Raw genomic sequence first — 26,306 nt, forward strand, 5'->3', positions numbered from 1 at the left:
TACATCACCTCGAACTCGCCCCCTCGTGCGCGGCCTCGGTCCCCGACGCCGCCCCCACGGACGACCCGGTGACCGGCGTCATGCCGGACATCATGCCCAGCACCTCCGACACGACCGGCGCGGGGGTCACCGGCGCCGCGCCGGGCTCGTCGAGGCGTGCGTCGACGGTCCCGCGGCCCGGCTCGTCGAGCTGCGTGCGGTCCGCTCCGCCGGTCCGCTCGTCGAGCGCCGCGACGAGCGCGCCGAGCACGAGCACGAGTCCCAGGGCCCCGGCGTCGAGCACCTGCGCCCGTGCCAGCGCGTCGAGCTCGTCGGTGCTGCGCAGCGCCGCGGCCCGGGCGCCGTCCCGCGCCGCCGCGGCGACGGCACCGGGCGAGGGGTCGCCGTCCGTGACCACGTCCGCGGCCGCGCGGGCCGCCGCGTCCGCCGCGGTGAGGATCGTGCCCGGCGCCGGGCGCGCGACGGCACCCCGCGCCGTGCGCGCGGCGCGGTCCAGGCCGACGGCGAGCGCCGCCCCCGAGACCGTCCGGTGCTCGGCGAGCTCGAGCGCGAGCCCGCGCAGGTACTCGCTGAGGATGACGCCGGAGTTGCCTCGCGCCCCGACGAGCGCCCCGCGCGCGAGACGCACGAGGACGTCGCCCGCGCCGCCCGCCGGGCCCGCGGCGTCCGCCGTGCCCGCAGGCAGCGCCCGCACGGCGTCGAGCAGCGTGAGGTACATGTTCGTGCCGGTGTCCGCGTCGGCCACGGGGAAGACGTTCACGCGGTCGAGCGACGCGCGCGCCTGGGCGAGGGCGTGGACACCGCCACGACCCCACGCGACGACGACGGCGGCGTCGACCACGTCGGCTCCGGGGCTCACGTCGGGACGGCTCCTCGTACGCTGGGGGACGGCCCGGCCGCGCGCGGCGGGTCGGACGACCCGGCGGTCGTCGGGACCACGGTAGTCAACCCGGCCCCCGGTCGTGGGGCGAGCCGCCCCGGCTCCGGCGTGATCCGTGCGACGCGGACCCGGTTTGAGCTGAGGGCCTCGGATCGGCTACCCTGACGAGGTTGCCCGGGTGCTTCGCGCGCCCTCGACATCGTCGAGGAGCCGCCGAGGGACACCGGGCCGGACACCCTACAGACCATTCAGGACGTCGCCGCTGCGTGCGCGACGTGCACGACGATCAGGAGAAACCGTGGCTGCCAACTGCGACGTCTGCGGCAAGGGCCCGGGCTTCGGGCACAGCATCTCGCACTCCCACATCCGCACGAAGCGCCGCTGGAACCCGAACATCCAGCGGGTGCGCGCCGTGGTCGCGGGGACGCCCAAGCGCCTCAACGTGTGCACCTCGTGCCTCAAGGCCGGCAAGGTCACCCGCCCCGCCTGAGTCGCGCGACTCCTCCACGAGAGCGCCCGCCGGTCCCCGGCGGGCGCTCTCGTCGTCTGCGGCCCCGGTCGCCGGACGCCCGAGCTCCGAAGATCTCCTGAGGATCCGGACAAACGGGCTTGGTGTATCCCCGCCCGGGTGGCAGTCTTTGTTCATGGTGACGGAACTTAGCGAGGTAACGATCCGCCCGGCCGGTCCCGCGGACGCGCGCGCCATCGCGGCCGTGCACATCGCGTCGTGGCGCGGCGCGTACGCCGGCATCGTGCCGGACGAGTACCTCGCCTCCCTCGACCACGACCAGCGTGAGAAGCACTGGGTCCAGAGCCTCGGCACCGCCGGGGCACGCACCTGGCTCGCCGACGCCGACGGCCGCACCATCGGCTTCGCCACCCTCGGCCCCGGTCGCGACGAGGACGCCGAGCCCGGGGACCTGGAGATCTACGCCATCTACCTCGACCCCGAGTCCTGGGGCCGCGGCGTCGCGCGCGACCTCATGCGCACCATGCTCGGCGAGGTGGGCCCCGGCACCACCGTCACGCTCTGGGTCCTCGAGGACGCCGAGCGCGCGCGCCGGTTCTACCGCCGGCACGGGTTCAGCCCGGACGGGGTCGAGCGCCGCGACGACATCGGCGGCAAGGACCTCACCGCCGTCCGCTACCGCCGGAGCTGACGCCCGCGCTCAGGCGCGGAAGTGGTCCCACCCCGACGACCGGCGCGGCACCGCGCCGTCCAGGCGCACGCCCGGGCCGTCGTCACCCGCGGGACGCACCGTGCCGAGCGGCCGGAACCCGGCCGGGAGCGACGCCGCCGCGGGGAACGTGGCGAGCAGACCGTGGTCCTCTCCCCCGGACAGGACCCACCCGTCGACGAGCTCCGTCCCGTCGCCCGCGAGCGCGGCGCCTGCGTCCCGCAGCCGGGCACGGTCGGCGTCGAGCGCAGCCGGGTCCAGGTCGACGACGACGCCGCTCGCCCGCGCGACCCGCCCCGCGTCCCGCAGCAGGCCGTCCGAGACGTCCATCATCGCCGTAGCCCCGGCGTCGGCCGCGACCGGGCCCGCGGCGAGCGGCGGGTCGGGACGCAGGTAGGCGGCGACGAGCGCGTCGTCGACGTCCGCGCGACCGGCGTCGAGCAGCGCGAGACCCGCGGCGGACCGCCCGAGCGTCCCCGCGAGCGCGACGACGTCACCCGCCCGGGCTCCGCCGCGCAGCACCGGCTCGCGTCCCTCCAGGTCCCCGTGGACGGTCACGGCGACCACGACCTGGTCCCCTCCGGACAGGTCGCCGCCCACGACCGCGGCACCGAGCGGGGTGCACGCGTCGGCCAGCCCGCGCGCGAACCCGGTGACCCAGTCGACGGGCAGGTCGCCCGGCATGACGAGCGACACGACGAGCGCCGCGGGGCGCGCGCCCATGGACACGACGTCGGCGAGGTTCTGCACGGCGGCGCGCCGGCCGACGTCGTAGCCCGTCGACCAGCGCCGGCGGAAGTGCCGGTCCTCGACGAGGACGTCGGTGGACACGACGTAGCGGCCGTCGGGCGCGGCGACGACCGCGCAGTCGTCCCCCGGCCCGACGAGCGTCGAGGGGGCCGTGGGCAGCAGGGGGAAGATCCGGGCGAGGAGCGCCTCCTCGGGCACGTCGCGGACCAGCAGAGGCGTCTCGCTCACGCGGCCACCCTAGTCGCCGCCCGGGCGGTCACGGGCACCCGTCGCGGGCCGCTACGGTGGTCGCGTGCTCGACGTCGTCCCTCCCCGCTCCCCCTCCCCCCGCCCGGGGTCGTCCCGGCCGTCCCGGCGCCGGCTCGTCCGCGCCCTGGCCGTCCCCGCGCTCCTGGGCGTCGTGGCCGCGACCGCCGCGTGCGCGCCGCGCATCGGCGTCCCCGTGGCGGACGACGCCCAGAACCCGCTGTGCGCGGACGTGGTGCTCGCGCTGCCCGACTCGCTGGGCGAGGACCTGCCGAAGGTCGGCACGACGAGCCAGGCCACCGCCGCCTGGGGCGAGCCGGGCGCCGCGGTGACGCTGCGGTGCGGCGTCGAGGTTCCCGGGCCCACGACGACGGCGTGCCAGAGCGTCGTGTCCGAGGGGGGCAGCGTCGACTGGCTCGTCGTCGAGGACGAGGGCACGTGGACGTTCACCACCTACGGGCGCGACCCCGCGGTGCAGGTCGTCGTCCCGCCCGCCGTGACGGAGGGGCACTCGACGTCGTTCATCGCGGACCTGGGCCGCGCGGTCATGGAGGTCCCGCAGACGCGTGCGTGCGTCGGCGTGGGCGACGTCGGCTGAGCCGGTGCCCGTCCCGGGCCTGCCCCCGGCTCGCCGCCCGCGCGGTCAGCGCAGGCCGGTGGGCCGCTCGAGCGCGAGCGCGACGAGCTCGTCGATGAGGTCGGGGTAGCTGAGCCCCGACTTCTCCCACATGCGGGGGTACATCGAGAACGGCGTGAAGCCCGGCATGGTGTTGATCTCGTTGACGACGACCTGCTCGTCGGGCGTGACGAACACGTCGACGCGCGAGAGGCCCTCCGCGCCGACCGCCTCGAACGTGCGCACGGCGATCTCGCGCACGCGCTCGACGAGGTGCTCCGGGAGGTCCGCCGGGCACGACAGCTCGACCCCGGCCTCGTCGAGGTACTTGGCCTCGAAGTCGTAGAAGTCGTGCTGCTCGCCCGTGACGACGATCTCCCCCGGCAGGGACGCGCGCGGCCGGGCTCCCCCGCGCCCGCCGAGGACGGCGCACTCGATCTCACGACCGACGACGCCCGCCTCGACGACGACCTTCGGGTCGTGCTCCTGCGCCGCGGCGATCGCCACGGGCAGGTCGGCGAGGTCGTCGACCTTGGAGATGCCGAGGCTCGACCCGGCGCGCGCGGGCTTGACGAAGACGGGCAGGCCGAGCGCGGCCACCGCCTGCGTCACCGTCTCCGGGTCGCGCTCGAACGCCCCCGGCTTGACGACGGTGTACGGCGCGATCGGCAGGCCCTCGCCCGCGAGCACGAGCTTCATGAAGTGCTTGTCCATGCCGACCGCCGAGGCGAGGACGCCCGCGCCCACGTAGCGCACGTCGGCGAGCTCGAGCATGCCCTGGAGGGTGCCGTCCTCGCCGTAGGGGCCGTGCAGGAGCGGGAAGACGACGTCCACCTCGCCGAGCACGCGCGGCACCTCGCCGGGCGCGAGCACGCGCAGGTCCCGGCGCCCGGTCGACAGCGGGAGGATGACCTCCTCGCCCGTCGGCTCGACCTGGGGCAGCCGGCCCGCCGTGATCTCCCAGCGCGACGGCTCGTCGGCCGCGAGGACCCACTCGCCCGACGGCGTGATCCCGACCGGGACGACGTCGTAGCGCGTCCGGTCGATGGCGCGCAGGACGCCCGCGGCGGTCGCGGCGGAGATGGCGTGCTCGCCGGAGCGCCCGCCGAACAGCACGAGGACGCGGGGCTTGCGGGGGGCGCCGGTGGGGTGCTCGTCGGTGGACGGCACGGACCGGTCGGGGCTCTGGCTGGACATCGCCGACGACCCTACCGGACGCCTGCTCGCGCGCGGACGCGCGCCGGTGCGAGATTCCGGAGAACATCCCGGCGAGATCTTGGGAACGATCCGGGAGGCTCCGGCGTTGGGAGTGCCGTGGAAGACACGACTCTCGAGGCCCCCGCGGCCGACGACCCCGACCATAGTCCCGGCCGCACCGGCCCCGGCAGCGAGCGGACGCACCCAGGCGTCCCCGTCGACCGCAGGGCGGTGCGGGCACGATGACGACCTTCCTCTCCCTCCTCCTCGGGCTCCTCGTGGTCCTCGCGATCACGGCGGCGACGGCCTACTTCGTCGCCCAGGAGTTCGCCTACATGACCGTCGACCGCTCCCGGCTGGGGGCCAAGGCGGAGGCCGGCGACGAGTCGGCCCGGCGCGCGCTCGCCGTGACCCGGCGCACCTCCTTCGTCCTGTCCGGCGCGCAGCTCGGCATCACGGTGACGGGCCTGCTCGTCGGCTACGTGGCCGAGCCCCTCATCGGGCAGTCGCTCGGCACCATGCTCGGCGGCGTCGGCGTCCCGACGGGTGTCGGCGTCGCGGTGGGCACCGTCCTGGCGCTCGTGCTGTCGACGATCATCCAGATGCTCTTCGGCGAGCTCTTCCCCAAGAACCTCGCCATCGCGCGGCCCGAGCCGCTCGCGAAGGGTCTGGCACGCTCGACGTCGGCGTACCTCACGGTGTTCGGCTGGCTCATCGCGGTGTTCGACAAGGCGTCCAACGCGCTGCTGCGGATGCTCAGGATCGAGCCCGTCCACGACGTCGACAACACCGCGACCGCGCGCGACCTCGAGCACATCGTGGCCGACTCGCGCGAGAGCGGGAACCTGACCGACGAGCTGTCCGTGCTCCTCGACCGCGTGCTGGACTTCCCGCAGCGCGACGTCGAGCACGCGATGATCCCGCGCTCGCGCGTGGGGACCGTGCGGCCCGAGGCGACCGTCGCCGAGGTGCGCGAGCTCATGGCCCGCGCCCACACGCGCTACCCGGTGGTCGACGACACGGACCAGCCGCTCGGCGTCGTCCAGCTCGCCGACGTCCTCGCGACCGACCTGCCCGCGGACGCCCCCGTCACGGCGCTCATGCGCCAGGCCGTGGTGCTGCCGACGGCCATGACGCTCCCGGACGCCCTCGCGCAGCTCAACTCCACGCGCAACCAGCTCGCGTGCGTCATCGACGAGTACGGCGGCTTCACCGGCGTGCTGACCGTCGAGGACCTCGCCGAGGAGCTCGTCGGCGAGATCACCGACGAGCACGACCCCGAGCAGCCCGCCACGGTCACGGCCGAGGAGGACGGCGTGTGGGTCATGGGCGGCGACGTCCACGTCGACGAGGCGGAGCGCGCCCTCGGGCACGACCTGCCCCGCGGCGACCACGAGACGGTCTCGGGGCTCCTCATCGCCCAGCACGGTGCCCTGCCGCGCGCGGGCGACCAGATCGAGGTGCCGCTCCCGGACGACCCGGCCGACCTCGTGCACGACGAGCCGGTGCACCGCGCGCTCGTCGTCGACGTCCTGTCGGTCGAGCGGCACGTGCCGCGTCTCGTGCGCGTCCGGCTCGTCGAGCGGCGGGGCGACGTCCCCGTCGACGTCGTCGTGCACCCGACCGCGCGCGAGGCAGCGCACCCGACCGACGCCGCGGAGGAGACCCGATGAGCAACCCCTGGGTCGTCGTCACGGCGACCGTCGCGATCATCGCGCTCAGCGCGTTCTTCGTCGCCGTGGAGTTCGCGCTCCTCGGCGCCAAGAGGCACCGCCTCGAGGACGCCGCCCCCACGAGCCGCGCCGCGCGCGCCGCGCTGCGCAGCTCGAACGAGCTCACGCTCCTCATGGCCGGCGCCCAGCTCGGCATCACCGCGTGCACGCTCGCGCTCGGTGCCATCACCAAGCCCGCCGTCCACCACTGGCTCACGCCCGTCTTCGAGACGTGGGGCGCGCCCCTGTGGGCCGCGGACGTCGCGGGCTTCGTGCTCGCGCTGATCGTCGTGACGTTCCTGCACCTCGTCGTCGGCGAGATGGCACCGAAGTCGTGGGCCATCGCCCACCCCGAGCGGTCGGCCACGCTGCTCGCGCTGCCGATGCGCGGGTTCATGTGGGCGTTCCGCCCGCTCCTGCGCTGGCTCAACGAGCTCGCGAACCGCTGCGTGCGGGCCGTGGGCGTCGAACCGGTCGAGAACGTCGAGGGTGGCGGGCAGGACGCCGCGACCCTGCGGCACCTGGTCGAGCACTCGGCGAACGTCGGCGCGCTCGAGGCGTCGTACCGGGCGCAGATCTCGGGCGTGATCGAGCTCGAGACCCTCACGGTCGACGCGCTCGTGCCGACCGGGAGCCGGCCCACGTCGGTCCCCGCCGACGCGACCGCGGCCGACGTGCGACGCGCGTCGGCCCGCTCGGGCCACCTGCGCATCCTCGTCCAGAACGGGAGCGTGGTCCCGAAGGTCGTGCACGTGCGCGACACGCTCCTCGAGCCGGACGACCGGCTCGCCAAGGAGCTCGCACGCCCCGGGTTCGTCCTGGAGTCCGGCACCACGGTGCACGCCGCGCTCGCGCGCATGCGCGAGTCGAGCGAGCAGCTCGCGGTCGTCATGGACGGCGAGCGGTTCGTCGGCGTCGTGACGCTCGCGGACGTCCTGCGCCGCATCCTCCCCCACCCGGAGGACCCGGTGCCCGTCCTCGTGGGCTGACGGCCGGCCACCGGCCGCCATACGGTGGAGGGGCCCCGGCGACGCACGTCGCCGGGGCCCTTCCCCGTCCACCCCTCCACCGTCCGTCCCGAGACCGAAGGCAGGCCATGCCCACGCCCGTCCCGTCCCCCGCCCCGTTCCCCACGCCGCGCACGCTGCTCTCCGACGAGCTGCTGGAGCAGATCCGCGGCCGGGCCGCGGGCTACGACCGCGACAACGCGTTCTTCACCGAGGACCTCGCCGCGCTCACCGAGGCCGGGTACCTGCGCGCGCTCGTGCCGGAGTCGTTCGGCGGCGCGGGCCTCACCCTGCGCGAGCTGGCGCACGAGCAGGCGCGGCTCGCGAGTGCCGCCCCCGCGACGGCGCTCGCCGTGAACATGCACCACGTGTGGACGGGCGTCGCGCGCTACCTCCACCTGCGCGGTGACGCGTCGCTCGACTGGCTGCTCGAGGAGGCCGGCCGCGGCGAGGTCTTCGGCTTCGGCTACTCCGAGGGCGGCAACGACCTCGTGCTGCTCGGCTCGCGCACCGAGGCGCGCCCGGACGAGCGGGGCGGGTACACGTTCCACGGCCGCAAGATCTTCACGTCGAACTCGCCCGCGTGGACGCGGCTCGGCGTGCTGGGGCTCGACACCCAGTCACGCGACGCCCCGCGCCTCGTGCACGCGTTCGTGTCGCGCGACGCCGGGGTCCAGGTGCTCGACGACTGGGACACGATGGGCATGCGCGCGTCGCAGTCGCGCTCCACGGTGCTCGACGGCGCGTTCGCCCCCGTCGAGCGCGTCGTCCGGCGGCTGCCGCCAGGCCCGACCCTGGACCCCCTCGTCGTGGGGATCTTCACGACGTTCGAGACGCTGCTCGCGTCGGTGTACACGGGCATCGCGGACCGTGCGCTCGAGCTCGGCGTCGCCGCGGCCCGCCGTCGGACGTCGATGAAGAACGACGGCGCGCCGCTCTCCGAGGACGCGGACGTCCGCCGGCGCCTCGCCGACGCCGCGCTCGCGCTCGACGCCGTCTGGCCGCAGATCGACACCGTCGCGGCCGAGCTCGACGCCCTCGTCGACCGCGGCGCGGGCTGGTTCCGCGCGACCGCGGGGCTCAAGGTGCGCGCGACGGAGACGGCCAAGACCGTCGTCGACCAGATGGTGCGGGTCGCGGGCGGCTCGAGCTACTTCGCCGGCAACGAGCTCGGCCGTCTCTACCGCGACGTCCTCGCCGGGATCTTCCACCCGTCCGACGACGAGTCCGCCCACTCGACCGTCGCGCAGTCGCTCCTCGGCCCCCTGTCCTGACGCGGACCACCGGCCGCCGAGCAGGTGGTCCTGGCTCGTCCCGGCCGCACGACGCACCAGGACGACCTGCTCGGCCGACCGTGATCGCCTGGTCGCCCGGTCAGGGGGTGGTCGCCCGGGGCACTCGTCGGGCGGCCGGGCGTACGCTGCCGCCATGAGCGACCCGCACGTCCCCGACGCCCTGTCCCCGCGACCGTCGCCGTCGCCGCGGGACGCCCCGAGCGGTCGCAGGGCGCGCCCGTGAACCCCCCGATCGTGCTGTCCTCGACGTACGTGTCGCAGGGCGTCCAGCAGCCGGGCGAGCTGCTGTACACCCGGATGGACACCGAGACGTGGCACCCCTTCGAGGAGGCGCTCGCCGCGCTCGAGGGCGCGGAGCACCCCGGCGTGGTGTTCGGCTCCGGGATGGCGGCGATCGCCGCGGTGTTCTCGGCCGTGCCCGCGGGCGGGAAGGTCGTGCTGCCGCGCCACGCCTACCAGGTGTCGCTCGGCTTCGCGGACGACCTCGCGGCACGGGCCGGCGTCGAGGTCGTGCGCGTCGACGTCGCCGACACCGACCAGGTCGTCGCGGCCCTCGACGGCGCGTCGCTCCTCCTCGTCGAGTCCCCGACGAACCCCATGCTCGAGGTCGCCGACCTTCCCGCCCTCCTCGCGGCGGCGCGCGAGCGCGGGGTCCTGTCCGCGGTCGACAACACGTTCGCGACCCCGCTCGGCCAGCAGCCCCTCGCGCACGGCGCGGACGTCGTCGTGCACTCGGTGACGAAGTACCTCGCCGGGCACTCCGACGTCGTGCTGGGGGCGGCCGTCGCGCGCACGCCGGAGCTCACGACGGCGCTGCGTGCCTACCGCACGCTCCACGGCTCGATCCCCGGGCCGTTCGAGGTGTGGCTCGCGCTGCGCGGCCTGCGCACGCTCGCCCTGCGCGTCGAGCGGTCCCAGCAGAACGCGGCGGAGCTCGCGCGCCGGCTCGCCGAGCACCCCGACGTCGTCGAGGTGCGGCACCCGAGCCTGCCCGACGACCCGGGTCACGAGCGCGCGACGCGCCTCATGACCGGGTACGGCTCGATCCTCGGCGTGCGCCCGCGGGGTGGTGCGGCGGGCGCGGACGCCGTCGTCGCTGCGGTCCGGCTGTGGGTACCCGCGACGAGCCTGGGCGGCGTCGAGTCGAGCCTCGAGCGCCGACGCCGGTTCGCGACCGAGTCGCGCACGGTCCCGGAAGACCTGCTGCGGCTCTCGGTGGGCGTCGAGGACGTCGAGGACCTCTGGCGTGACCTGGACCGGGCGCTGCGCAGCGCGGTCGACTGACGCGCGCCACGGCCCCGGCCGCGCGGCGCCGCGGCGGCGGGTGCGTCGGTCCGGCTCCGCACCGCCACGCTCCGACCCCGTCAGAGCAGGTCGTTCTCCGCCTCTTCCAGGGGACCGCTCCACCAGGAGTCCGGCCCGGTCGCGGCGCTGTCGATGGCGCGCAGCCTCGTGCGGAGCGTCCGCAGCCGCGCCCGGTGCGAGGGAGCCCTGCGCCCGGACGGACGGGAGGGCGGGCGGACCTCCCCCGCGCGGAAGGCACGCAGACGCTCCGCGGCCTGCTCGGCCGTCATCGTCGTCGGTCCGGGGGCGGGCTGCCCGGAGCTGAGGAACTCCGCGAACGCCTCCAGGAACCCCTCGGTCGCCGCCCGGTCGCGGTTGAGGGGGGACGAGTCGCCCGTCGCGACGTCCCGCACCCATGTCGACCCGTCCTCGTGCTCCATGACCAGAAGCTCTCCGTCGTGGACGACGCCGATCTCGCGGGACCCGGGGTCGAGGTCGGTCCTCGCTGCCACCGGGTGCAGGCGGATACCGAACGGATGCTCGTCACGCACGCCCTGGATCCTCTCCGCGCAGGCCGCCACGGCCCGCGCACCACCACCTGTGGGTCACCGCACCCTAGCCCGCGTCGGGCTCGGGTGCCGGGGAGCCGCGGCGGGACTGCTCCCGAGGGACGTAGAAGACCCCGCCGTCCAGGTCGACGTCGAACGGCCGGCCCTCCGCCGGACGCTGCACGATGTCGAGCCGCTGACGTTCCTTCTCCTCGGTGAGGTGCGTCCGGCTCGGCTGGAAGATCTCGACGATCTCGCCGAACATGCCCGACGACGCGCTCTCGCCCGCGCCCTCGGAGCGCCGGGCACGCGCCTCCGCACCGGAGGTGAAGCGGACGATCCCCACGACGACCAGTCCCGTGAGCGCGACCGCGAAGAACGCACCACCGATCCCCTGCACCATCCCCCGAGGGTAGCGGCAGCCATCTCGTCAGGACAGGGTGCGTGCCAGCCGAGACCGGGCCGTGACACGACCGTCGCCGGACCGTGGCCCGCCCGCCGCGCGCGCGTGACCTGGGGTTTCTAGGATCGACCGCATGACGACACGACGAGCGGTGCGGACGCGGCGGGCACGACCGACGGACGGTGCGGCGCCCAGGCGGCGGCCGGCGGCCGTCGCCGGCGCGGTCCTCGTCCTCGCCCTCGCGGCGTGCAGCCCCGGTGGGTCGGACGACTCGCCCTCCCCGTCGAGCACCGCGACGAGCGCGTCGCCCAGCCCGACCGACTCCCCGAGCACCACCCCGGAGCCCGGCGCCGAGCCGACCGACGGCGCATCCACGCCGTCGGACGACGCGACCGAGGCACCGCTGCCGTTCCCCGCGAACACCGAGCCGGACACGCAGGACCCGTCCGCGGACGCCGCGCTCACGGTGACGGACGTCCGGGTCGGGCACCACGACGGGTTCGACCGGGTCGTCTTCGAGCTCGGCGGCACCGGCACGCCCGGGTGGCGGGTCGAGTACGTCGACCAGCCGGTCGACGACGCCAGCGGCAACGTGGCGACGGTCGACGGCGACGCCTACCTGCAGGTCATGATCTCCGGCTCGGGGTACCCCACGGACACCGGCGTCGACCTGTACGCGGGCGCCAACCCCGTCCGGGCCGGGAACGACGGCGTGGTCGAGGAGGTCCTGCTGCGCGGCGTGTTCGAGGGGTACACGCAGGCGTTCGTCGGGGTCGACGACGAGCAGCGCCCGTTCCGGGTGTTCTCGCTCGAGGACCCGACCCGCGTCGTCGTCGACGTCCGCGACGACGGCTGACGGTCCGCAGGCCGAGGGCCTCAGCGCTCCGCCGAGACGCCCTCGGCCTTCTGCGGCCGGGACAGCAGGCCGCGCGCCATCTCGTCGACGGGCATGCCCTCGTGGAGCACCGCGACGACGCCCGCCGTGATGGGCATCTCCACACCGACCTTGCGCGCGAGCTCGAGCACCGAGCGGCACGACTTCACGCCCTCCGCCGTGCCGCCGGTCGCGGCGATCGCGTCGTCGAGGCTCAGCCCCTGGCCGATGTGCTTGCCCAGCGTGTGGTTGCGCGAGAGCGGCGACGAGCACGTCGCGACGAGGTCGCCCATGCCCGCGAGCCCGGGGAACGTCTCGGCGTCCGCCCCGAGCGCGAGCCCGAGGCGCGTGATCTCGACCAGACCACGGGTGATGACGGTGGCGGTCGTGTTGTAGCCGAACCCGCGGCCCTGGGCGATGCCCACGGCGAGCGCGATGACGTTCTTCACCGCGCCGCACAGCTCGACGCCGACCACGTCCCGGTTGGTGTACGGGCGGAAGTACGACGACGAGCACGCGCGCGCCACGTAGCGGGCCACGTCGTCGTCGGCGCACGACACGACGGTCGCCGTCGGCTGCCGGTGCGCGATCTCGCGCGCGAGGTTCGGCCCCGAGACCACGGCGACGCGCTCGGGAGCCAGGCCGAGCGACTCCGCGACGACCTCGCTCATGCGCCGGTCGGTGCTCAGCTCGACGCCCTTCATGAGGGACACCGCGACGGCGTCGGGCGCCACGTGCGGGCGGAGCTCGGTGAGCGTGTCGCGCGCCACCTGGGAGGGCACCGCGACGACGACGAGCCCGGCGCCCGCGAGCGCCTCGGCCGCGTCGGTCGTGGCGCGGATCCCCTCGGGGAGGTCGATGCCCGGCAGCCGCTTCTCGTTGCGGCGCGAGGTGTTCACCTGCTCGGCGACCTCGGCGTCGCGGCCCCAGAGGCGCACCTCGCACCCGGCGTCGGCCAGGACGGCGGCGAACGTGGTGCCCCAGCTGCCGGACCCGAGGACGGCGGCGACGATGCGCTCGGCGCTCACGCGCGGTCCTCCGTCCCGGGCCGACGGCGCAGGTCGAACCGTTCGGCGGGCGCCTGCTCCCCGCGGATCTCCTCGAGCTGGCTCGTGATCGCGGCCATGATGCGCTCGGTCGCCTCGCGCAGCGTCGCGGTGTCCTGCGGGCGGTCGTAGAGGTCGGAGAGGTCGACGGGCGGCCCGGCGTGGACCGCGACCTGCTTGGGCGGGATCGGCTTGAACACCTTGCCGTACGGCGCGAGGAGCCGGTGCGCGCCCCACTGGGCGATGGGGACGACGGGCGCCCGGCTCGTCAGCGCGAGGCGCGCGACGCCCGTCTTGCCCACCATGGGCCAGCCGTCCGGGTCGCGCGTGAGCGTGCCCTCGGGGAAGAACACGACGCACTCGCCCTCGTCGAGCCGCGCGGTGGAGTCGACGAGCGACTGCGCGGCACCGGCCGTGCCGCGGTGCACGGGGATCATCCCGGTGCGGGTGAGGAGGCCGCCGAGCACGGGCACCTTCCAGAGCGAGGCCTTCGCCGTGATCTTGGGGGCACGGCCCTGGTCGTAGAGGAAGTGCGCGAGCGTCACCGGGTCGACCTCGGTGACGTGGTTGGCGGCGGCGATGAACCCGCCGTCGGGCAGGTTCTCGGCGCCCTGCCAGTCGCGTCGGGTGATCGCGAACAGGATCGGGCGCAGCAGGAACGCCAAGGTCTTGTACGCGCGCGGGGTCTGGGGCTGGCTCGGCACGGTCACCGAGCCTACCGGGCGGGGCCCGCCCTCAGATCCAGCCGTGCCGCCGCGCGGCGTGCGCGGCCTCGTGCCGGTTCGCGGCGCCCAGCTTGGCCGCCGCGGACGAGAGGTAGTTGCGCACCGTGCCGGGCGCGAGGTGCGCACGCGTCGCGATCTCCTCGACGGGGGCGCCGTCGGCCGCGAGCTCGAGCACGTCGGCCTCGCGCGGCGTGAGCGGGCTCGCGCCCGCGGCGATCGCCTCCGCGGCGAGCTCCGGGTCCACGTAGCGGCCGCCGTCGCGCACCTGGCGCACGACGTCCGCGAGGACGCGCGCCGAGACGGTCTTCGGAAGGAAGCCCCGCGCGCCCGCCTCGAGCGCGCGCTTGAGGTAGCCCGGGCGTCCGTGGCTCGTGACGATGACGACGCCGCACGACGGCAGCTCGCCGGCGAGCCGCTGCGCGACCTCGACGCCGTCGAGGCCCGGCATCTGGAGGTCGAGCACGGCGACGTCGGGCCGGAGCTTGAGCGCGGCCGCGACGGCCTCGGGGCCGGACGCCGCCTGCGCCACGACCTCGAGGTCGTCCTCGAGCGCGAGGAGCGACGCGACGGCGTCGCGGATGAGGTTCTCGTCGTCGGCGAGGAGGATGCGGATCACGCCGGGGTGGTCCTCTCGGGGAGCGGGGACGGGGACGAGCGGTGGGGACGGGCGGCGTCGGGCACACGGGCCACGAGCCCGAACCGCCCGTCGTCGACCCACGTCTCGAGGCGACCGCCGGCGCCCTCCAGGCGTTCGCGGAGCCCGACGAGGCCCGACCCGCCGCCGGTGCGCGGCGCCGTCGGGACGCCGTCGTTGACGACCTCCACGACGCTCGACGCCCCGTCGCGGTGGACCGTGATGGTGCAGGTGCGCGCGGTCGAGTGCCGCACGACGTTCGTCACGGCCTCCCGGACCGCCCACGCGAGCGCCTCCTGCGCGTCCTCGCCCACGGGGGTCTCGTCGCCGTGCACGGTCGTCTCGATCCCGGCGGACCGCAGGACGGACCGCGCCCCGGCCAGCTCGGCGCCGAGGTCGGCCGTGCGGTAGCCCGCGACGACGGCGCGCACCTCGCGCAGCGCGTCCTGCGCGATGCGACGGACCTCGAGCATCTGCTCCTCGGCGCCGGGGCGGCCGCGGGCCGCGAGCTCCGCCGCGAGCTCGCTCTTCACGGCGACCACGGACAGGGTGCGCCCGAAGACGTCGTGCAGGTCGCGCGAGAACCGCAGCCGCTCCTCCGCGACGGCGAGGCGGGCGTGGAGCACGCGCGTGCGCTCCTGCTCCCACACGACGCCGAGCATCCAGACCGAGGCGCGGTACGAGCCGAAGACGCCGAGCAGCATGACCAGGACCGAGAGGCCGAGGCCCACCGCCATGCCCGCCGTCCGCGCCGTCACGGGCCCGGTGCCCATCCACACGGAGCACCCGGTGACGACGGCGAGGACCAGCGCGACGAGCGCGACCCGCCGGAAGGTGAGCAGGGGGACGAGCGCCAGCACCCCGTACCCGAGGCCCAGGAGCATCGCGTAGTAGCGGCCGCTCGCGGCGACGTCGTCGGCGCCCTCCACGGGGAAGGTGCCGACGGCGAGCACGGCGACCGCGAGCGAGAGGACCCCGAGGAGGACGAGCAGCACCGGGTGGACGCGGCGTCCGCCGAGGAAGTGCCCGATCCCGGCGCGCAGCGTGAGGATGCAGACGACCGTGTGCACCAGGACGAGCGCCAGCCAGAACCGCGCCACCGACGGGTCGAACGTCCGGTCGCTCCCGATGAGGGCGAGCGCGATGAAGGGCTCGGTCCCCGAGAGGAAGTAGAGCGACCATCGGGTGTAGGAGTCGAACCGTTCAGGGCCGGTCCGACGGCTCCACACGTCGAGGAACGTGCGCGGTCGGGTGATCACGACGACCAGCCTCGCACGCGGACCGCGTGCGAGGCCGTGACAGTCGTCATGAGGTGGGTGCCCCGGGCACCCGTGGACGGCTCAGTCCCGGCGGACGTCCGCGCCGAGCGCGACCAGCTTGTCCTGGAAGTTCTCGTAGCCGCGGTCGATGAGGCTGATGCCGCGCACGGTCGACGTACCCTTCGCGGCGAGCGCGGCGATGAGGTGGGAGAAGCCGCCGCGCAGGTCGGGCACCTCGATGTCGGCCGCGGTGAGCGGCGTCGGGCCCGAGATGACCGCGGAGTGGTGGAAGTTGCGCTGCCCGAACCGGCAGTCGCGCCCGCCCAGGCACTCCTTGTAGACCTGGATGGTCGCGCCCATGCCGCGCAGCGCGTCCGTGAAGCCGAAGCGGTTCTCGTAGACCGTCTCGTGCACGATCGACAGGCCCTTGGCCTGGGTGAGCGCCACGACGAGCGGCTGCTGCCAGTCCGTCATGAAGCCCGGGTGCACGTCCGTCTCGAGCACGATCGGCGACAGGTCGCCGCCCGGGTGCCAGAACCGGATGCCGTCGTCCTGGACGTCGAACCGGCCGCCGACCTTCCGGAACGTGTTGAGGAACATCATCATCTCGGGCTGCGTCGCGCCCTTGACCGTGATGTCGCCGCCCGTCGCCAGCGCGGCCGACGCCCACGAGGCCGCCTCGATGCGGTCGCCGAGCGCGGTGTGCGTGTAGCCGTCGAGGCGGTCGACGCCCTCGATGCGGATCACGCGGTCGGTGTCGACCGAGATGATCGCGCCCATCTTCTGGAGCACCGCGATGAGGTCCATGATCTCGGGCTCGATCGCGGCGTTCGCGAGCTCCGTGATGCCCTCGGCGCGCACCGCGGTCAGCAGGAGCTGCTCGGTCGCGCCCACCGACGGGTACGGCAGCGCGATCTTCGTGCCCTGGAGGCGGCGCGGGGCACGGATGTGGATGCCGTTCTCCCGCTTGTCCACCACCGCGCCGAACTGGCGCAGGATGTCCAGGTGGTAGTTGATCGGCCGGTCGCCGATCCGGCAGCCGCCCAGGTCCGGGATGAACGCCTCGCCGAGACGGTGCAGCAGCGGGCCGCAGAACAGGATGGGGATGCGGCTCGAGCCAGCGTGCGCGTCGATGTCCGCGACGTGCGCCGACTCGACGTTCGACGGGTCCAGGTCGAGGATCCCCGCGTCCGGGTCGGACTTCACGGTCACGCCGTGCAGCTCCAGCAGCCCCGTCACGACGCCCACGTCGCGGATCTGCGGCACGTTGCGCAGCACGCTCGGCGACTCCCCCAGCAACGACGCCACCATCGCCTTCGACACGAAGTTCTTCGCGCCGCGCACGGTGATCGTCCCGTCCAGCGGGGTCCCGCCGTCGACGTACAGCACATCCTTCATGAGCTCTGGTCGCCCTCTCGCCAAGCCGATGGTCGTGGTGCCCCTGCGGGCAGGGCCCGCGTGCGGGGCCGCGGACGGCCGTTCCGCGCGCGCGGGTCCCGTGCGTGCCAACGTGCGGCACCCGGAGATTATTCACCCCCTGCGGGGGTGCTCGCCGCCGAACGGACGGTGGCGGCCGTCCCCGACACGTTACTCCCCGGTACGTCCGCGCGGGACGAGCGCCCAGAACCGCGAGACAGAGCCTCCATCGCGCGAGGTAGAGCCCCGGTCGCGCGAGGTAGAGGCGTGGTCGTGACCACGCCTCTACCTCGGCGGACCAAGGCTCTACCTCGGCGGGGTGGGTGGCCGGGTCAGACGGCGGTCGCGTCGAACGCCGCGACGTACCGGTCGATCTCGGCGAGGTAGGCCGCGCGCTGCGAGTCGCCGAGCCACGACGCCTCGAACGAGTTCCTCGCGAGCTGCACGACCTCCTCCGTCGTGAGGCCCGCCGCCTCTGCGAGCGCGACGTAGTTCTCCGCGACGTAGCCGCCGAAGTACGCCGGGTCGTCGGAGTTCACGGTGACGCGCACGCCCGAGCGCAGCAGGCCGGCGATCTCGGTCGCCTTCATGTCGTCGGTGACGAACGAGTTCGAGATCGGGCACGTCGTGAGGCCCAGCCCGCGCTCGCGCACGACGTCGACGAGCGCCGGGTCCTCCACGACGTTCGTACCGTGGTCCACCCGGTCCACGCCGATCTCGTCGAGCACGGTCCGGATGTTGTCGATGCTGCCGACCTGGTCGATGTCGCAGTGCATCGTCAGCCGGTACCCGAGCTCGCGGGCGCGCGCGAACACGTCCGCGAACTTCTGCGGCGGGTTGTCGCGCTCGTCGGAGTCGAGCCCGACGCCCAGGATCTTGTCGCGGAACGGCACCGACGCCTCGAGCGTCTCGGACGCGCTCTGCGCGGAGTGGTCGCGCAGGAAGCACAGGATGAGGTGCGCGTCGATGCCGTGCTTGCTCGGCGCCTCGGCCGCGGCGCGGTGGTACCCCGTCACGACCGCCTCGAACGGCACGCCGCGCGACGTGTGCGCCTGCGGGTCGAAGAACATCTCGGCGTGCTTCACGCCGTCCGCCGCCGCGCGCGCGAGGTAGGCGTCGGCGAGCTCGTAGAAGTCGTCCGCGGTCTGCAGCACCTCCATCGCCGGGTAGTACACGGCGAGGAAGCTCGTCAGGGAGTCGAACGCGTACGTCGCGCGCACCTCCTCGACCGTCGACTGGCCGATGTCGATGCCGTTGCGCTGCGCGAGGCGCAGCTTGAGGTCGGGCTCGAGCGTGCCCTCCAGGTGCAGGTGCAGCTCGGCCTTCGGTAGGCCGGTGACGAACTCGCGGGTGGGCGTCGTGGGCGCGGGCATGGGTCTCCTTCTCGGTCGGTGTCCCCCGGGACCATCTTCTCCCGGGCACGACGACGGCGGCGCACCCGGGTGGGGTGGCCGCCGTCTGGTCGCGCCGGGGACGGGAGAACCCGTCAGAGCAGCCGACCGCCGGTCACGCCGATGCGGTCACCGGTGATGTAGCTCGACTCCTGCGAGGCGAAGAACACGTACGCGGGCGCGAGCTCGGCCGGCTGCCCGGCACGGCCGAGGGGCGTGTCGGCACCGAACTGCTCGACCTTCTCCTCCGGCATCGTGGCCGGGATGAGCGGCGTCCAGATCGGCCCGGGCGCCACGGCGTTGACGCGGATGCCCTCGGGCGCGAGCTGCTGCGCCAGCCCCTTGGTGAAGTTGAGGATCGCCGCCTTGGTGCTGGCGTAGTCGAGCAGCGGAGGGCTCGGGTCGAACGCCTGGACGGAGGTCGTGTTGATGATCGCGCCGCCGCTGGGCAGGTGGTCGAGCGCGGCCTGCGTGATCCAGAACAGCGCGTAGACGTTCGTCTTGAGGACCCGGTCGAGCTGCTCGGTCGTGATCCCCCGCAGCCCCTCGTCCTGCGCCATCTGGTACGCCGCGTTGTTCACCAGCACGTCGAGCCCACCGAGGCCCGCGACGGCGTCCGCGACGAGCTGTCGGCAGAACTCCTCGTCGCGGATGTCGCCCGGCAGCAGCACGGCCGTGCGGCCCGCGTCCTCGATCCACCGGGCCGTCGTGCGGGCGTCCTCCTCCTCTTCCGGGAGGTACGAGATCGCGACGTCCGCGCCCTCGCGCGCGAACGCGATCGCGACCGCCCGGCCGATGCCCGAGTCACCGCCGGTGATCAGCGCCCGCTTCCCGTCGAGCCGGCCCGATCCCCGGTAGGTGGTCTCCCCGTGGTCCGGCTCCTGCGACATGTCGCCCGTGCGTCCCGGCGGCTGGAGCTGGTCGGCGGGCTGCTCCGGCTGCGGCTCCTGCGTCGTGGGGTCCTGCGGCGTGGTCTGGTCGGACATGAGCAACTCCCCTGTCGTCGTTCGGCGGAACGTCCAGCATGGGGGCGTCCGCGCGCGCTCGCAGCGCGCCCGCCCCGTGCGCCGAGGACGCGCGCCCTAGTCCGCTGCGACCAGACCCACGCGGTACGCGAGCACGACGGCCTGCGGAGCCCGTCCGCGAGCTGCTCGAGCACCTCTCCCTCGCGCGGCTCTCAGGGCACGCACGACCTCACCCACGCAGCCCGCTAGGGTACTTCGCATGCGAAACAACAGCCCGGCGACGGTGGGCTCCGAGGAGCTGCGGATCCAGATCCCGGCGGGCGGCTGGGTCGTCGGCACGGTGCGCGAGCCCGCCGAGGAGTCCCCCCGCGGTGTCGTGGTGATCCACCCCGCGACGGCGGTCCCCGAGCGTCTGTACACGGGGTTCGCGGAGTTCCTCGCCACCCACGGGTACGTCGCCGTCACCTACGACTACCGCGGCACGGGCCGGTCCGGCAGCCCCCGCGACCACCGCGGCCTGCGCATGCGCGACTGGATGGCCGACGACGTCCCCGCGGTCGCCGCGTGGGCCCGCCCGCGCTTCGGCGACGTGCCCCAGCTCGCCGTCGGGCACAGCATCGGCGGGCACGCGCTCGCGCTCGGCAAGGGCTCACGGGGCCTGGCCGGGTTCGTCACGGTCGCGTCCCACGTCGCCGCGACGTCCGCGATCCCCGACCGCGCCGAGCGAGCGCGCGTCCGACTGATCCTGCGGGCTCTCGGCCCCGCGACGGCCCGGGTGCTCGGCCACGTCCCCGGCCGTCGTCTGAGCCTCGGGGAGGACATGCCTGCCGCCGCGATGCTCGAGTGGAGCCGCTGGTCGACCATGCCGGGCTACTTCTTCGACGACCCGACCATGCACGCCGCCGCGGACGCGGCACGCGTCACGGGCGACGTCCTCGCCGTCGGGTTCACCGACGACCCGTGGGCCACGCCCGCGCAGATCGACGCGATCACCGACCGCCTCACGGCCGCCCACGTCGAGCGCCGCACCTGGAGCCCCGCCGACGGCGGCGTGGAGGCGATCGGCCACATGGGCTTCTTCCGCCGTGGCCTGCGGGACACGCTCTGGCCCGAGCTCGTCGCCTGGCTCGACGCCCGCGCCGCGGCCGCCCCGTCGCAGCAGGACGGGAACGTCCACTTCCCCGCCAGGAAGCCGCGACGATGACGGGCCGCCCGCCGCGGCTGGTGTTCCTCACCACCGCGGCGGAGCGCCAGATGCGGCGCTGGATCGCGCGCCGCGGCAGCTCGCGCACGACCGGGGACGGAGGCCCGGGGCTCGGGGCCGCCGCCGCCGGCGTGCTGCTGCACCTCGCCACCCACCCCGGCGCGACGATCGGCGAGGTGACGGCCGCGCTGCAGGCCTCCCCCGCCGGCACCAGCGGCCTGCTCGCCCGCATGGAGCGCGCGGACCTCGTGCGCCGTCGCCCCGACCCCGACGACCGCCGCACCGTCCGCCTGGACCTCACGCCCACCGGCACCGTGGCGCTCGACGACGTGCGCGCCGCGCTCGCCGAGCTGAACGACCGCCTCACCGAAGGCTTCACCCCCGACGAGCTGGCCACCGTCGCCCGCTGGCTCGAGCACGTGACGCGGACGCTCACCTAGCCGCACCGGCGGGTCGCCCGGCGGACCGTCGGCCTCCCCTGCGAGGGCGCGCGGGGGCACGTCGTCCCCGCGTGCGCACGGGCATGGGACAGCGCGAGGCCCGGACCTGGAGAAAGCAGGTCCGGGCCTCGGCTCGGGTGGTCGCCCGCGCGGGCGACCGCGTCTGACGGGTCAGAAGTTGATCATGTGCCCCGCGAGACCGTGGATCGACTCCTGGACGGCCTCGGACAGCGTCGGGTGGGTGTGCACGTTGCGCGCCACCTCGTTGACGGTGAGGTCCCACTTCTGCGCGAGCGTGAGCTCGGGCAGCATCTCGGAGACGTCGGGGCCGATGAGGTGGCCGCCGAGGAGCTCGCCGTAGGTCTCGTCGGAGATGAGCTTGACGAAGCCGACCGGGTCGCCGAGGCCGTGCGCCTTGCCGTTCGCCATGAACGGGAACGACGCGACCTTGACCTGGTAGCCCTCGTCGCGCGCCTGCTGCTCGGTGAGGCCGAAGCTCGCGACCTGCGGCTGGCAGAACGTCGCGCGCGGCATCATGCGGTAGTCGCCGAGCGTGAGGGTCTCGGCCCCGCCGATCGTCTCGGCCGCGACGACACCCTGCGCCTCCGCGACGTGCGCGAGCATGAGCTTCGCGGTGACGTCGCCGATCGCGTAGATGTGCTCGACGTTGGTGCGCATGACGTCGTCGATCGCGATGGCGCCGCGCTCGGTGAGCTGGACACCGGTGTTCTCCAGGCCGAAGCCCTCGACGTTGGGCGCGAAGCCGACGGCCATGAGGACCTTGTCGACGACGATCTCGCCCGGCTTGTCGTCCTTGACGCCCTTGTAGCTGACGGTGACGCCGTCGGCGCCGTTGTCCTTGACCGTCTGGACGGCGGTCGAGGTGAGCAGGTTGACGCCGAGCTTCTTGTACTGCTTGGCGATCTCCTTCGACACGTCGGCGTCCTCGTTGGGCAGCGCGCGGTCGAGGAACTCGATGATCGTCACGTCCACGCCGTAGTTCTTGAGGACGTAGGCGAACTCCATGCCGATCGCGCCCGCGCCGACGATGGCGATGGAGCGGGGCAGGTCGCGCGTGAGGATCTGCTTCTCGTACGTGACGACGTTCTCGGACAGCTCGACGCCCGGGAGCAGGCGCACCTTCGAGCCGGTCGCGATGATGACGTTGTCGAACGTCACCTGGTCGGTCGAGCCGTCGGCGAGCTTCACGTCGAGCGTGTGCGCGTCGCGGAACGTGCCGCGGCCGTCGTACTCGGTGATCTTGTTCTTCTTCATGAGGAAGTGCACGCCCTTGACGCGCCCCTCCGCGACGGTGCGCGAGCGGTCGAACGCCGCGCCGAAGTCGAAGCTGACCTCTCCGGAGATGCCGAAGGTCTTCGCGTCGTGCTGGAAGATGTGCGCGAGCTCGGCGTTGCGCAGGAGCGCCTTGGACGGGATGCAGCCCACGTTGAGGCACACCCCACCCCAGTACTTCTCCTCCACGACCGCGACCGACAGACCCAGCTGGGCTGCACGGATCGCGGCCACGTAACCACCGGGACCTGCACCGAGGACGACGACGTCGTAGTGGGATGCCATGGCCTCAAGCCTACTGGCGCAGCATCGGCCGTGGCGCGCCCGCGTGCGCGACGTCCGCCACACCGCCGGGGCGCCGAGCACGGGGTGGGCGACCGGAATCGCCTCGATCCGGTCGCCGGTCCCGTGCTCGGCGCCCCGGCGCCGGCGGGTGCGGTCCTGCGACGCGTGGTGGGGGCGGAGTCGCTACGATGCTGCGGCCGCGTCCACTCGACCAGCGGGCCCGTGCGCGGCGACACGGGTCGGCGCACGGAGCACCCACCCATGGCCTTCGGACTCGCTGCCCTCCTGGACGACATCGCGGCGTTCGCCAAGCTCGCGGCCGCCTCGATCGACGACGTCGGTGCCGCCGCCGGGCGTGCGAGCGCGAAGGCGACGGGCGTCGTCATCGACGACACCGCCGTCACGCCCCGCTATGTCGAGGGCCTGGCAGCCAAGCGCGAGCTGCCGGTCATCAAGCGCATCGCGACGGGGTCGCTGCGCAACAAGCTGCTCTTCATCCTCCCGGCGATCCTGCTGCTGAGCCAGTTCCTGCCCTTCCTCCTCACGCCGCTGCTCATGCTCGGCGGCACGTACCTCGCGTTCGAGGGCGCGGAGAAGCTGTGGGAGCTCGTCTCGGGGCGGCACCACGCCGAGGTCGAGACGAAGACCGAGAAGAAGGCGGTCGACGAGGACTCGGTGGTCTCGAGCGCGGTCCGCACCGACTTCATCCTCAGCGCGGAGATCATGGTCATCGCGCTCAACGAGGTCGCCTCGGAGAACTTCTGGTCGCGTCTGATCATCCTCGTGATCGTCGCGATCCTCATCACGGTCCTCGTCTACGGGGTCGTGGCGCTCATCGTGAAGATGGACGACATCGGCCTGCACCTCGCGAAGCGCGACACGCCCTGGGTCCAGTCGTTCGGGCGCGGGCTCGTGAGCGGGATGCCGAAGGTCATGTCCGTCATCTCGATCGTCGGGATCGTCGCGATGCTCTGGGTGGGCGGCCACATCCTGCTGCAGGGCACGTACGACCTCGGCTGGCACGGCCCGTACGACGTCGTGCACCACCTCGAGCACGCGGTGACCGGGGTCGCGGGCGTGGGCGGGTTCCTCGGCTGGCTCGTCAACACGGCGTGCTCCGCCGTCGTCGGGATCCTGGTCGGCGGCGTGGTGGTCCTCGTGGCGCACCTGATCCCGCGCCGCAAGCACGGCGAGCCCGCCGCGACCGAGCCGACGACGCCGGACGGCCCGGCCCCGACCGCCGGCTGAGCCCACGCCGGGCCGAGCGGCCTGGTTGGATGAGGCATGGACTCCGGCACCTGGACCAACATCGGCCTCGTCCTGCTCTTCATCCTCGTCGGCGGCGTCTTCGCCGGGACCGAGATCGCGCTCGTCTCGCTGCGCGAGAGCCAGGTCGCCCGCATCGAGAAGCAGTCGGCGCGCGGCGCGCGGGTCGCGGCGGTCGCGCGCGACCCCAACCGTTTCCTCGCCGCCGTGCAGATCGGCGTCACCGTGGCGGGGTTCTTCTCGGCCGCGTACGGCGCGTCGACGCTCGCGCCGGACCTCGCGCCCGCGCTCGAGGACCTGGGGCTGTCGAGCGGGCTCGCGGACACCGTCGCGCTCGTGGGGCTCACGCTCGTCATCGCCTATCTCTCCCTGGTGCTCGGCGAGCTCGTGCCCAAGCGCATCGCGCTCCAGCGCTCGGCGGGCGTCGCGCTCGTCGTCGCCCCTCCCCTGGACCGGTTCGCGACCCTCATGCGGCCCGTCATCTGGCTGCTGTCGCGCTCGACCGACGGCGTCGTGCGGCTGCTCGGCGGCGACCCCTCGGCGCGCAGCGAGGAGATGAGCGAGGAGGAGCTGCGCGAGATCGTGCTCGCCCACGAGTCGCTGCCCGAGGACGAGCGCCGCATCCTCGACGACGTGTTCGCGGCGGGCGACCGCTCGCTCGCCGAGGCGATGACGCCGCGCGGCGAGGTGGCGTTCCTCGCGGCCGACACCCCCCTCGCGGACGCCGCCGAGACGGTCGCGGCGGGCCCGTACTCGCGCTACCCGGTGACGGGCGACGACTTCGACGACGTCGTCGGCTTCCTCCACGTGCGCGACCTGCTCGGCCGGGACTGCCCCGACCACCCGCCGACGGACCCGACGACGGGGCGCGCCCTCACCGTGCGCGACGTCGTGCGGCCCATCCTCGCGCTGCCCGCGACGAACACCGTGCTGCCCGCGATGTCGCAGATGCGGCGGGAGGGCGTGCACATCGCCGTCGTCGTCGACGAGTACGGCGGCACCGACGGGATCGTCACGCTCGAGGACCTCGTCGAGGAGCTCGTGGGCGACATCCGTGACGAGTACGACGCCGACGAGCCGTCGCCCGCGCGCGAGCACGGCGCGACGACGAGCGTCGACGCCGGCCAGACGATCGAGGAGTTCGCGCGTCGCACGGGCGTCGAGCTGCCCGACGGCCCGTACGAGACCGTCGCCGGCTTCGTCCTGGCGCAGCTCGGGCGCCTCGCCGTCGTGGGCGACCACGTCGACGCGGACGGCTACCGGCTCACGGTGACCGACGTCGCGCGGCGGCGCATCGTGCGCGTGGACGTCGTCCCGCTCCCCTGACCGCTGCGCGCACGACGCTGAGTGCGGGAAACAGTCGCGTCCCGGCACCTTGGACGCGACTATTTCCTGCACTCAGCGGTGTGGGTGGGGCCGCGTAGCGTCGGGTGGATGAGCGCAGCGAGGACGGGGACAGGGTCGGGGATCAAGGTCGGGGTGGTCGGGAGCTTCGGCTCCGCCGCCCAGGTGCTGGAGATGGCGGTCGGGACGGAGGACTCCGGCTGGGACGGGTTCTTCTCGTGGGACGGGCTGAGCCTGCTGTCCATGCCGGTCGACACGTTCGACCCGTGGGCGGTGCTCGCCGCGGCGGCGGTCCGGACCGAGCGGATCACGCTGGGGGCGATGGTCTTCGCGCTCCCCCGCCGCAAGCCGTGGGAGGTCGTGCGCCAGGCGCTGACCGTCGACCACCTGTCGGGCGGTCGCCTCGTGCTGCCGGTCGGCGTCGGTGTGCTCGACGACGGCGGCTTCTCCGCCGTGCCGGGTCAGCCGCAGTCGCTGCGCGAGCGCGCCGAGCTGCTCGACGACGCGCTCGCCTACCTCGACCGCGCGTGGACCGGCGAGCGGTTCACCTTCGAGGGAACCCACGTGCGGACCGGGGAGATGCAGTTCCTGCCGCGCCCGGTCGAGCGCGCCGTCGTCGGCCACCACGTGCCGGTGTGGCCGGTCGGCGTGTGGGACGCCGAGCGCCCGCCGGTGCGCTCGCTCGACCGCACCCTGCGCGCCGACGGGATCGTGCTCCAGCTCCGCGGCGACCGCGGCTTCGACGTGCCCACGCCCGACGACGTCTCCGCCCTCGTCGCGTGGCTCACCACGCGGCGCGCCGAGCTGGGCCTCGACGCGGCCCGGCCGTTCGACGTCGTCGTCCAGGGCGAGCTCCCGGCGGACCGCTCCGCGGCGGCCGACCAGCTCGCCGGCCTCGCCGACGCCGGAGCGACCTGGTGGGTCGAGTCCCGCTGGAACCCCGAGACCGCGACCCCGGAGTCGCTGCTCGCCGCGATCCATGCGGGCCCGCCCCGTCCCTGAGCAGGGACGGGGCGAGGCGACGCACGCACGGGCTCGGCCGCGCGAC

General features: G+C 74.2%; 25 protein-coding genes and 1 pseudogene. 13 read left to right on the forward strand and 13 right to left on the reverse strand.

From position 1 onward, the window contains the following. Window positions 1–4: 4 nt before the first annotated feature. Complete coding sequence (locus BJP59_RS10955) at window positions 5–859, reverse strand: DAK2 domain-containing protein (protein WP_194520937.1); 855 nt, start codon at window positions 857–859, stop codon at window positions 5–7. A gap of 319 nt (window positions 860–1,178) precedes the next feature. Here BJP59_RS10955 and rpmB point away from each other — a divergent pair, with 319 nt between their 5' ends. After that, complete coding sequence (rpmB, locus tag BJP59_RS10960; protein WP_024840757.1) at window positions 1,179–1,370, forward strand: 50S ribosomal protein L28; 192 nt, start codon at window positions 1,179–1,181, stop codon at window positions 1,368–1,370. 154 nt (window positions 1,371–1,524) lie between these two features. Further along, the gene (locus BJP59_RS10965; protein WP_021483587.1) at window positions 1,525–2,040 is read left to right on the forward strand and encodes a GNAT family N-acetyltransferase; all 516 of its coding nucleotides are present in this window, start codon (window positions 1,525–1,527) and stop codon (window positions 2,038–2,040) included. Between the two features lie 9 nt (window positions 2,041–2,049). Here BJP59_RS10965 and BJP59_RS10970 read toward each other — a convergent pair whose 3' ends face one another. After that, window positions 2,050–3,036, reverse strand: a complete 987-nt coding sequence (locus BJP59_RS10970) for a thiamine-phosphate kinase (protein WP_194520938.1) — start codon at window positions 3,034–3,036, stop codon at window positions 2,050–2,052. Between the two features lie 64 nt (window positions 3,037–3,100). On the opposite strand from BJP59_RS10970, the gene BJP59_RS10975 reads away from it, so the two are divergent. Next, entirely contained in the window at window positions 3,101–3,652 is a 552-nt protein-coding gene (locus BJP59_RS10975) for a DUF3515 family protein (protein ID WP_228485009.1), read from the forward strand. 45 nt (window positions 3,653–3,697) lie between these two features. Here the strand turns inward: BJP59_RS10975 and BJP59_RS10980 are convergent, their stop codons facing one another. After that, window positions 3,698–4,867: a D-alanine--D-alanine ligase family protein gene (locus BJP59_RS10980; protein ID WP_194520939.1), complete on the reverse strand. Its 1,170-nt coding sequence runs from the start codon at window positions 4,865–4,867 to the stop codon at window positions 3,698–3,700. 242 nt (window positions 4,868–5,109) lie between these two features. Here BJP59_RS10980 and BJP59_RS10985 point away from each other — a divergent pair, with 242 nt between their 5' ends. The 4 genes and pseudogenes from BJP59_RS10985 to BJP59_RS11000 form a co-directional block, all read left to right on the forward strand. Further along, window positions 5,110–6,540 carry a hemolysin family protein gene (locus tag BJP59_RS10985; RefSeq protein WP_194520940.1) on the forward strand — a complete coding sequence of 477 codons (1,431 nt, stop codon included), beginning with the start codon at window positions 5,110–5,112 and terminating at the stop codon, window positions 6,538–6,540. Then, window positions 6,537–7,568 carry a hemolysin family protein gene (locus BJP59_RS10990; RefSeq protein WP_021481110.1) on the forward strand — a complete coding sequence of 344 codons (1,032 nt, stop codon included), beginning with the start codon at window positions 6,537–6,539 and terminating at the stop codon, window positions 7,566–7,568. The genes BJP59_RS10985 and BJP59_RS10990 overlap by 4 nt, the downstream gene beginning before the upstream one ends. A gap of 107 nt (window positions 7,569–7,675) precedes the next feature. After that, entirely contained in the window at window positions 7,676–8,860 is a 1,185-nt protein-coding gene (locus tag BJP59_RS10995; RefSeq protein ID WP_194520941.1) for an acyl-CoA dehydrogenase family protein, read from the forward strand. 186 nt (window positions 8,861–9,046) lie between these two features. Continuing rightward, window positions 9,047–10,165 (forward strand): annotated as a pseudogene (locus BJP59_RS11000) (trans-sulfuration enzyme family protein); the annotation flags it as partial. Window positions 10,166–10,245: 80 nt separating this feature from the next. On the opposite strand, the gene BJP59_RS11005 reads toward BJP59_RS11000, so the two are convergent. Beyond that, on the reverse strand, window positions 10,246–10,716 hold the full coding sequence (locus tag BJP59_RS11005; RefSeq protein ID WP_194520942.1) for a hypothetical protein: 471 nt from the start codon (window positions 10,714–10,716) through the stop codon (window positions 10,246–10,248). A 64-nt stretch (window positions 10,717–10,780) separates the two neighbouring features. Beyond that, a complete protein-coding gene (locus tag BJP59_RS11010) occupies window positions 10,781–11,116 on the reverse strand; it encodes a DUF6191 domain-containing protein (RefSeq protein ID WP_114553221.1) in 336 nt (111 codons plus the stop codon). A 133-nt stretch (window positions 11,117–11,249) separates the two neighbouring features. Here BJP59_RS11010 and BJP59_RS11015 point away from each other — a divergent pair, with 133 nt between their 5' ends. Then, the gene (locus BJP59_RS11015) at window positions 11,250–11,972 is read left to right on the forward strand and encodes an AMIN-like domain-containing (lipo)protein (RefSeq protein WP_194520943.1); all 723 of its coding nucleotides are present in this window, start codon (window positions 11,250–11,252) and stop codon (window positions 11,970–11,972) included. Window positions 11,973–11,992: 20 nt separating this feature from the next. On the opposite strand, the gene BJP59_RS11020 is transcribed toward BJP59_RS11015, so the two are convergent. The 7 genes from BJP59_RS11020 to BJP59_RS11050 form a co-directional block, all read right to left on the reverse strand. After that, the gene (locus BJP59_RS11020) at window positions 11,993–13,018 is read right to left on the reverse strand and encodes an NAD(P)H-dependent glycerol-3-phosphate dehydrogenase (protein WP_228485011.1); all 1,026 of its coding nucleotides are present in this window, start codon (window positions 13,016–13,018) and stop codon (window positions 11,993–11,995) included. Next, window positions 13,015–13,740, reverse strand: coding sequence for a lysophospholipid acyltransferase family protein (locus BJP59_RS11025; protein ID WP_031316293.1), 726 nt, complete (start codon window positions 13,738–13,740; stop codon window positions 13,015–13,017). The genes BJP59_RS11020 and BJP59_RS11025 overlap by 4 nt, the downstream gene beginning before the upstream one ends. A gap of 31 nt (window positions 13,741–13,771) precedes the next feature. Then, window positions 13,772–14,377: a response regulator transcription factor gene (locus BJP59_RS11030; protein ID WP_061266816.1), complete on the reverse strand. Its 606-nt coding sequence runs from the start codon at window positions 14,375–14,377 to the stop codon at window positions 13,772–13,774. Continuing rightward, window positions 14,374–15,654 carry a sensor histidine kinase gene (locus BJP59_RS11035; protein WP_194520944.1) on the reverse strand — a complete coding sequence of 427 codons (1,281 nt, stop codon included), beginning with the start codon at window positions 15,652–15,654 and terminating at the stop codon, window positions 14,374–14,376. The genes BJP59_RS11030 and BJP59_RS11035 overlap by 4 nt, the downstream gene beginning before the upstream one ends. A gap of 81 nt (window positions 15,655–15,735) precedes the next feature. Next, the gene (murA, locus tag BJP59_RS11040; RefSeq protein WP_021481138.1) at window positions 15,736–17,052 is read right to left on the reverse strand and encodes a UDP-N-acetylglucosamine 1-carboxyvinyltransferase; all 1,317 of its coding nucleotides are present in this window, start codon (window positions 17,050–17,052) and stop codon (window positions 15,736–15,738) included. A gap of 350 nt (window positions 17,053–17,402) precedes the next feature. Beyond that, window positions 17,403–18,443 (reverse strand): adenosine deaminase, encoded by a 1,041-nt coding sequence (locus tag BJP59_RS11045; RefSeq protein WP_194520945.1) that lies wholly within the window; start codon window positions 18,441–18,443, stop codon window positions 17,403–17,405. 113 nt (window positions 18,444–18,556) lie between these two features. Continuing rightward, complete coding sequence (locus tag BJP59_RS11050; RefSeq protein WP_085387641.1) at window positions 18,557–19,447, reverse strand: SDR family oxidoreductase; 891 nt, start codon at window positions 19,445–19,447, stop codon at window positions 18,557–18,559. 238 nt (window positions 19,448–19,685) lie between these two features. Between BJP59_RS11050 and BJP59_RS11055 the strand changes: the two genes are divergently transcribed. Next, a complete protein-coding gene (locus BJP59_RS11055) occupies window positions 19,686–20,630 on the forward strand; it encodes an alpha/beta hydrolase family protein (protein ID WP_194520946.1) in 945 nt (314 codons plus the stop codon). After that, on the forward strand, window positions 20,627–21,070 hold the full coding sequence (locus BJP59_RS11060) for a MarR family winged helix-turn-helix transcriptional regulator (RefSeq protein ID WP_194520947.1): 444 nt from the start codon (window positions 20,627–20,629) through the stop codon (window positions 21,068–21,070). Before BJP59_RS11055 ends, BJP59_RS11060 begins: the two co-directional genes overlap by 4 nt. Before the next feature lie 171 nt (window positions 21,071–21,241). Here BJP59_RS11060 and lpdA read toward each other — a convergent pair whose 3' ends face one another. Next, a complete protein-coding gene (gene lpdA, locus BJP59_RS11065) occupies window positions 21,242–22,648 on the reverse strand; it encodes a dihydrolipoyl dehydrogenase (RefSeq protein WP_021483176.1) in 1,407 nt (468 codons plus the stop codon). Window positions 22,649–22,909: 261 nt separating this feature from the next. Between lpdA and BJP59_RS11070 the strand changes: the two genes are divergently transcribed. From BJP59_RS11070 to BJP59_RS11080, 3 genes are all read left to right on the forward strand, one after another. After that, window positions 22,910–23,896 carry a DUF808 domain-containing protein gene (locus BJP59_RS11070; RefSeq protein ID WP_194520948.1) on the forward strand — a complete coding sequence of 329 codons (987 nt, stop codon included), beginning with the start codon at window positions 22,910–22,912 and terminating at the stop codon, window positions 23,894–23,896. A gap of 36 nt (window positions 23,897–23,932) precedes the next feature. Beyond that, complete coding sequence (locus BJP59_RS11075) at window positions 23,933–25,240, forward strand: hemolysin family protein (protein WP_137281022.1); 1,308 nt, start codon at window positions 23,933–23,935, stop codon at window positions 25,238–25,240. 108 nt (window positions 25,241–25,348) lie between these two features. Beyond that, entirely contained in the window at window positions 25,349–26,260 is a 912-nt protein-coding gene (locus BJP59_RS11080) for an LLM class flavin-dependent oxidoreductase (protein ID WP_194520949.1), read from the forward strand. The last annotated feature ends 46 nt before the right edge of the window (window positions 26,261–26,306 follow it).

This window comes from Cellulosimicrobium sp. JZ28 (assembly GCF_015327065.1).
Taxonomy (GTDB): domain Bacteria; phylum Actinomycetota; class Actinomycetes; order Actinomycetales; family Cellulomonadaceae; genus Cellulosimicrobium; species Cellulosimicrobium funkei.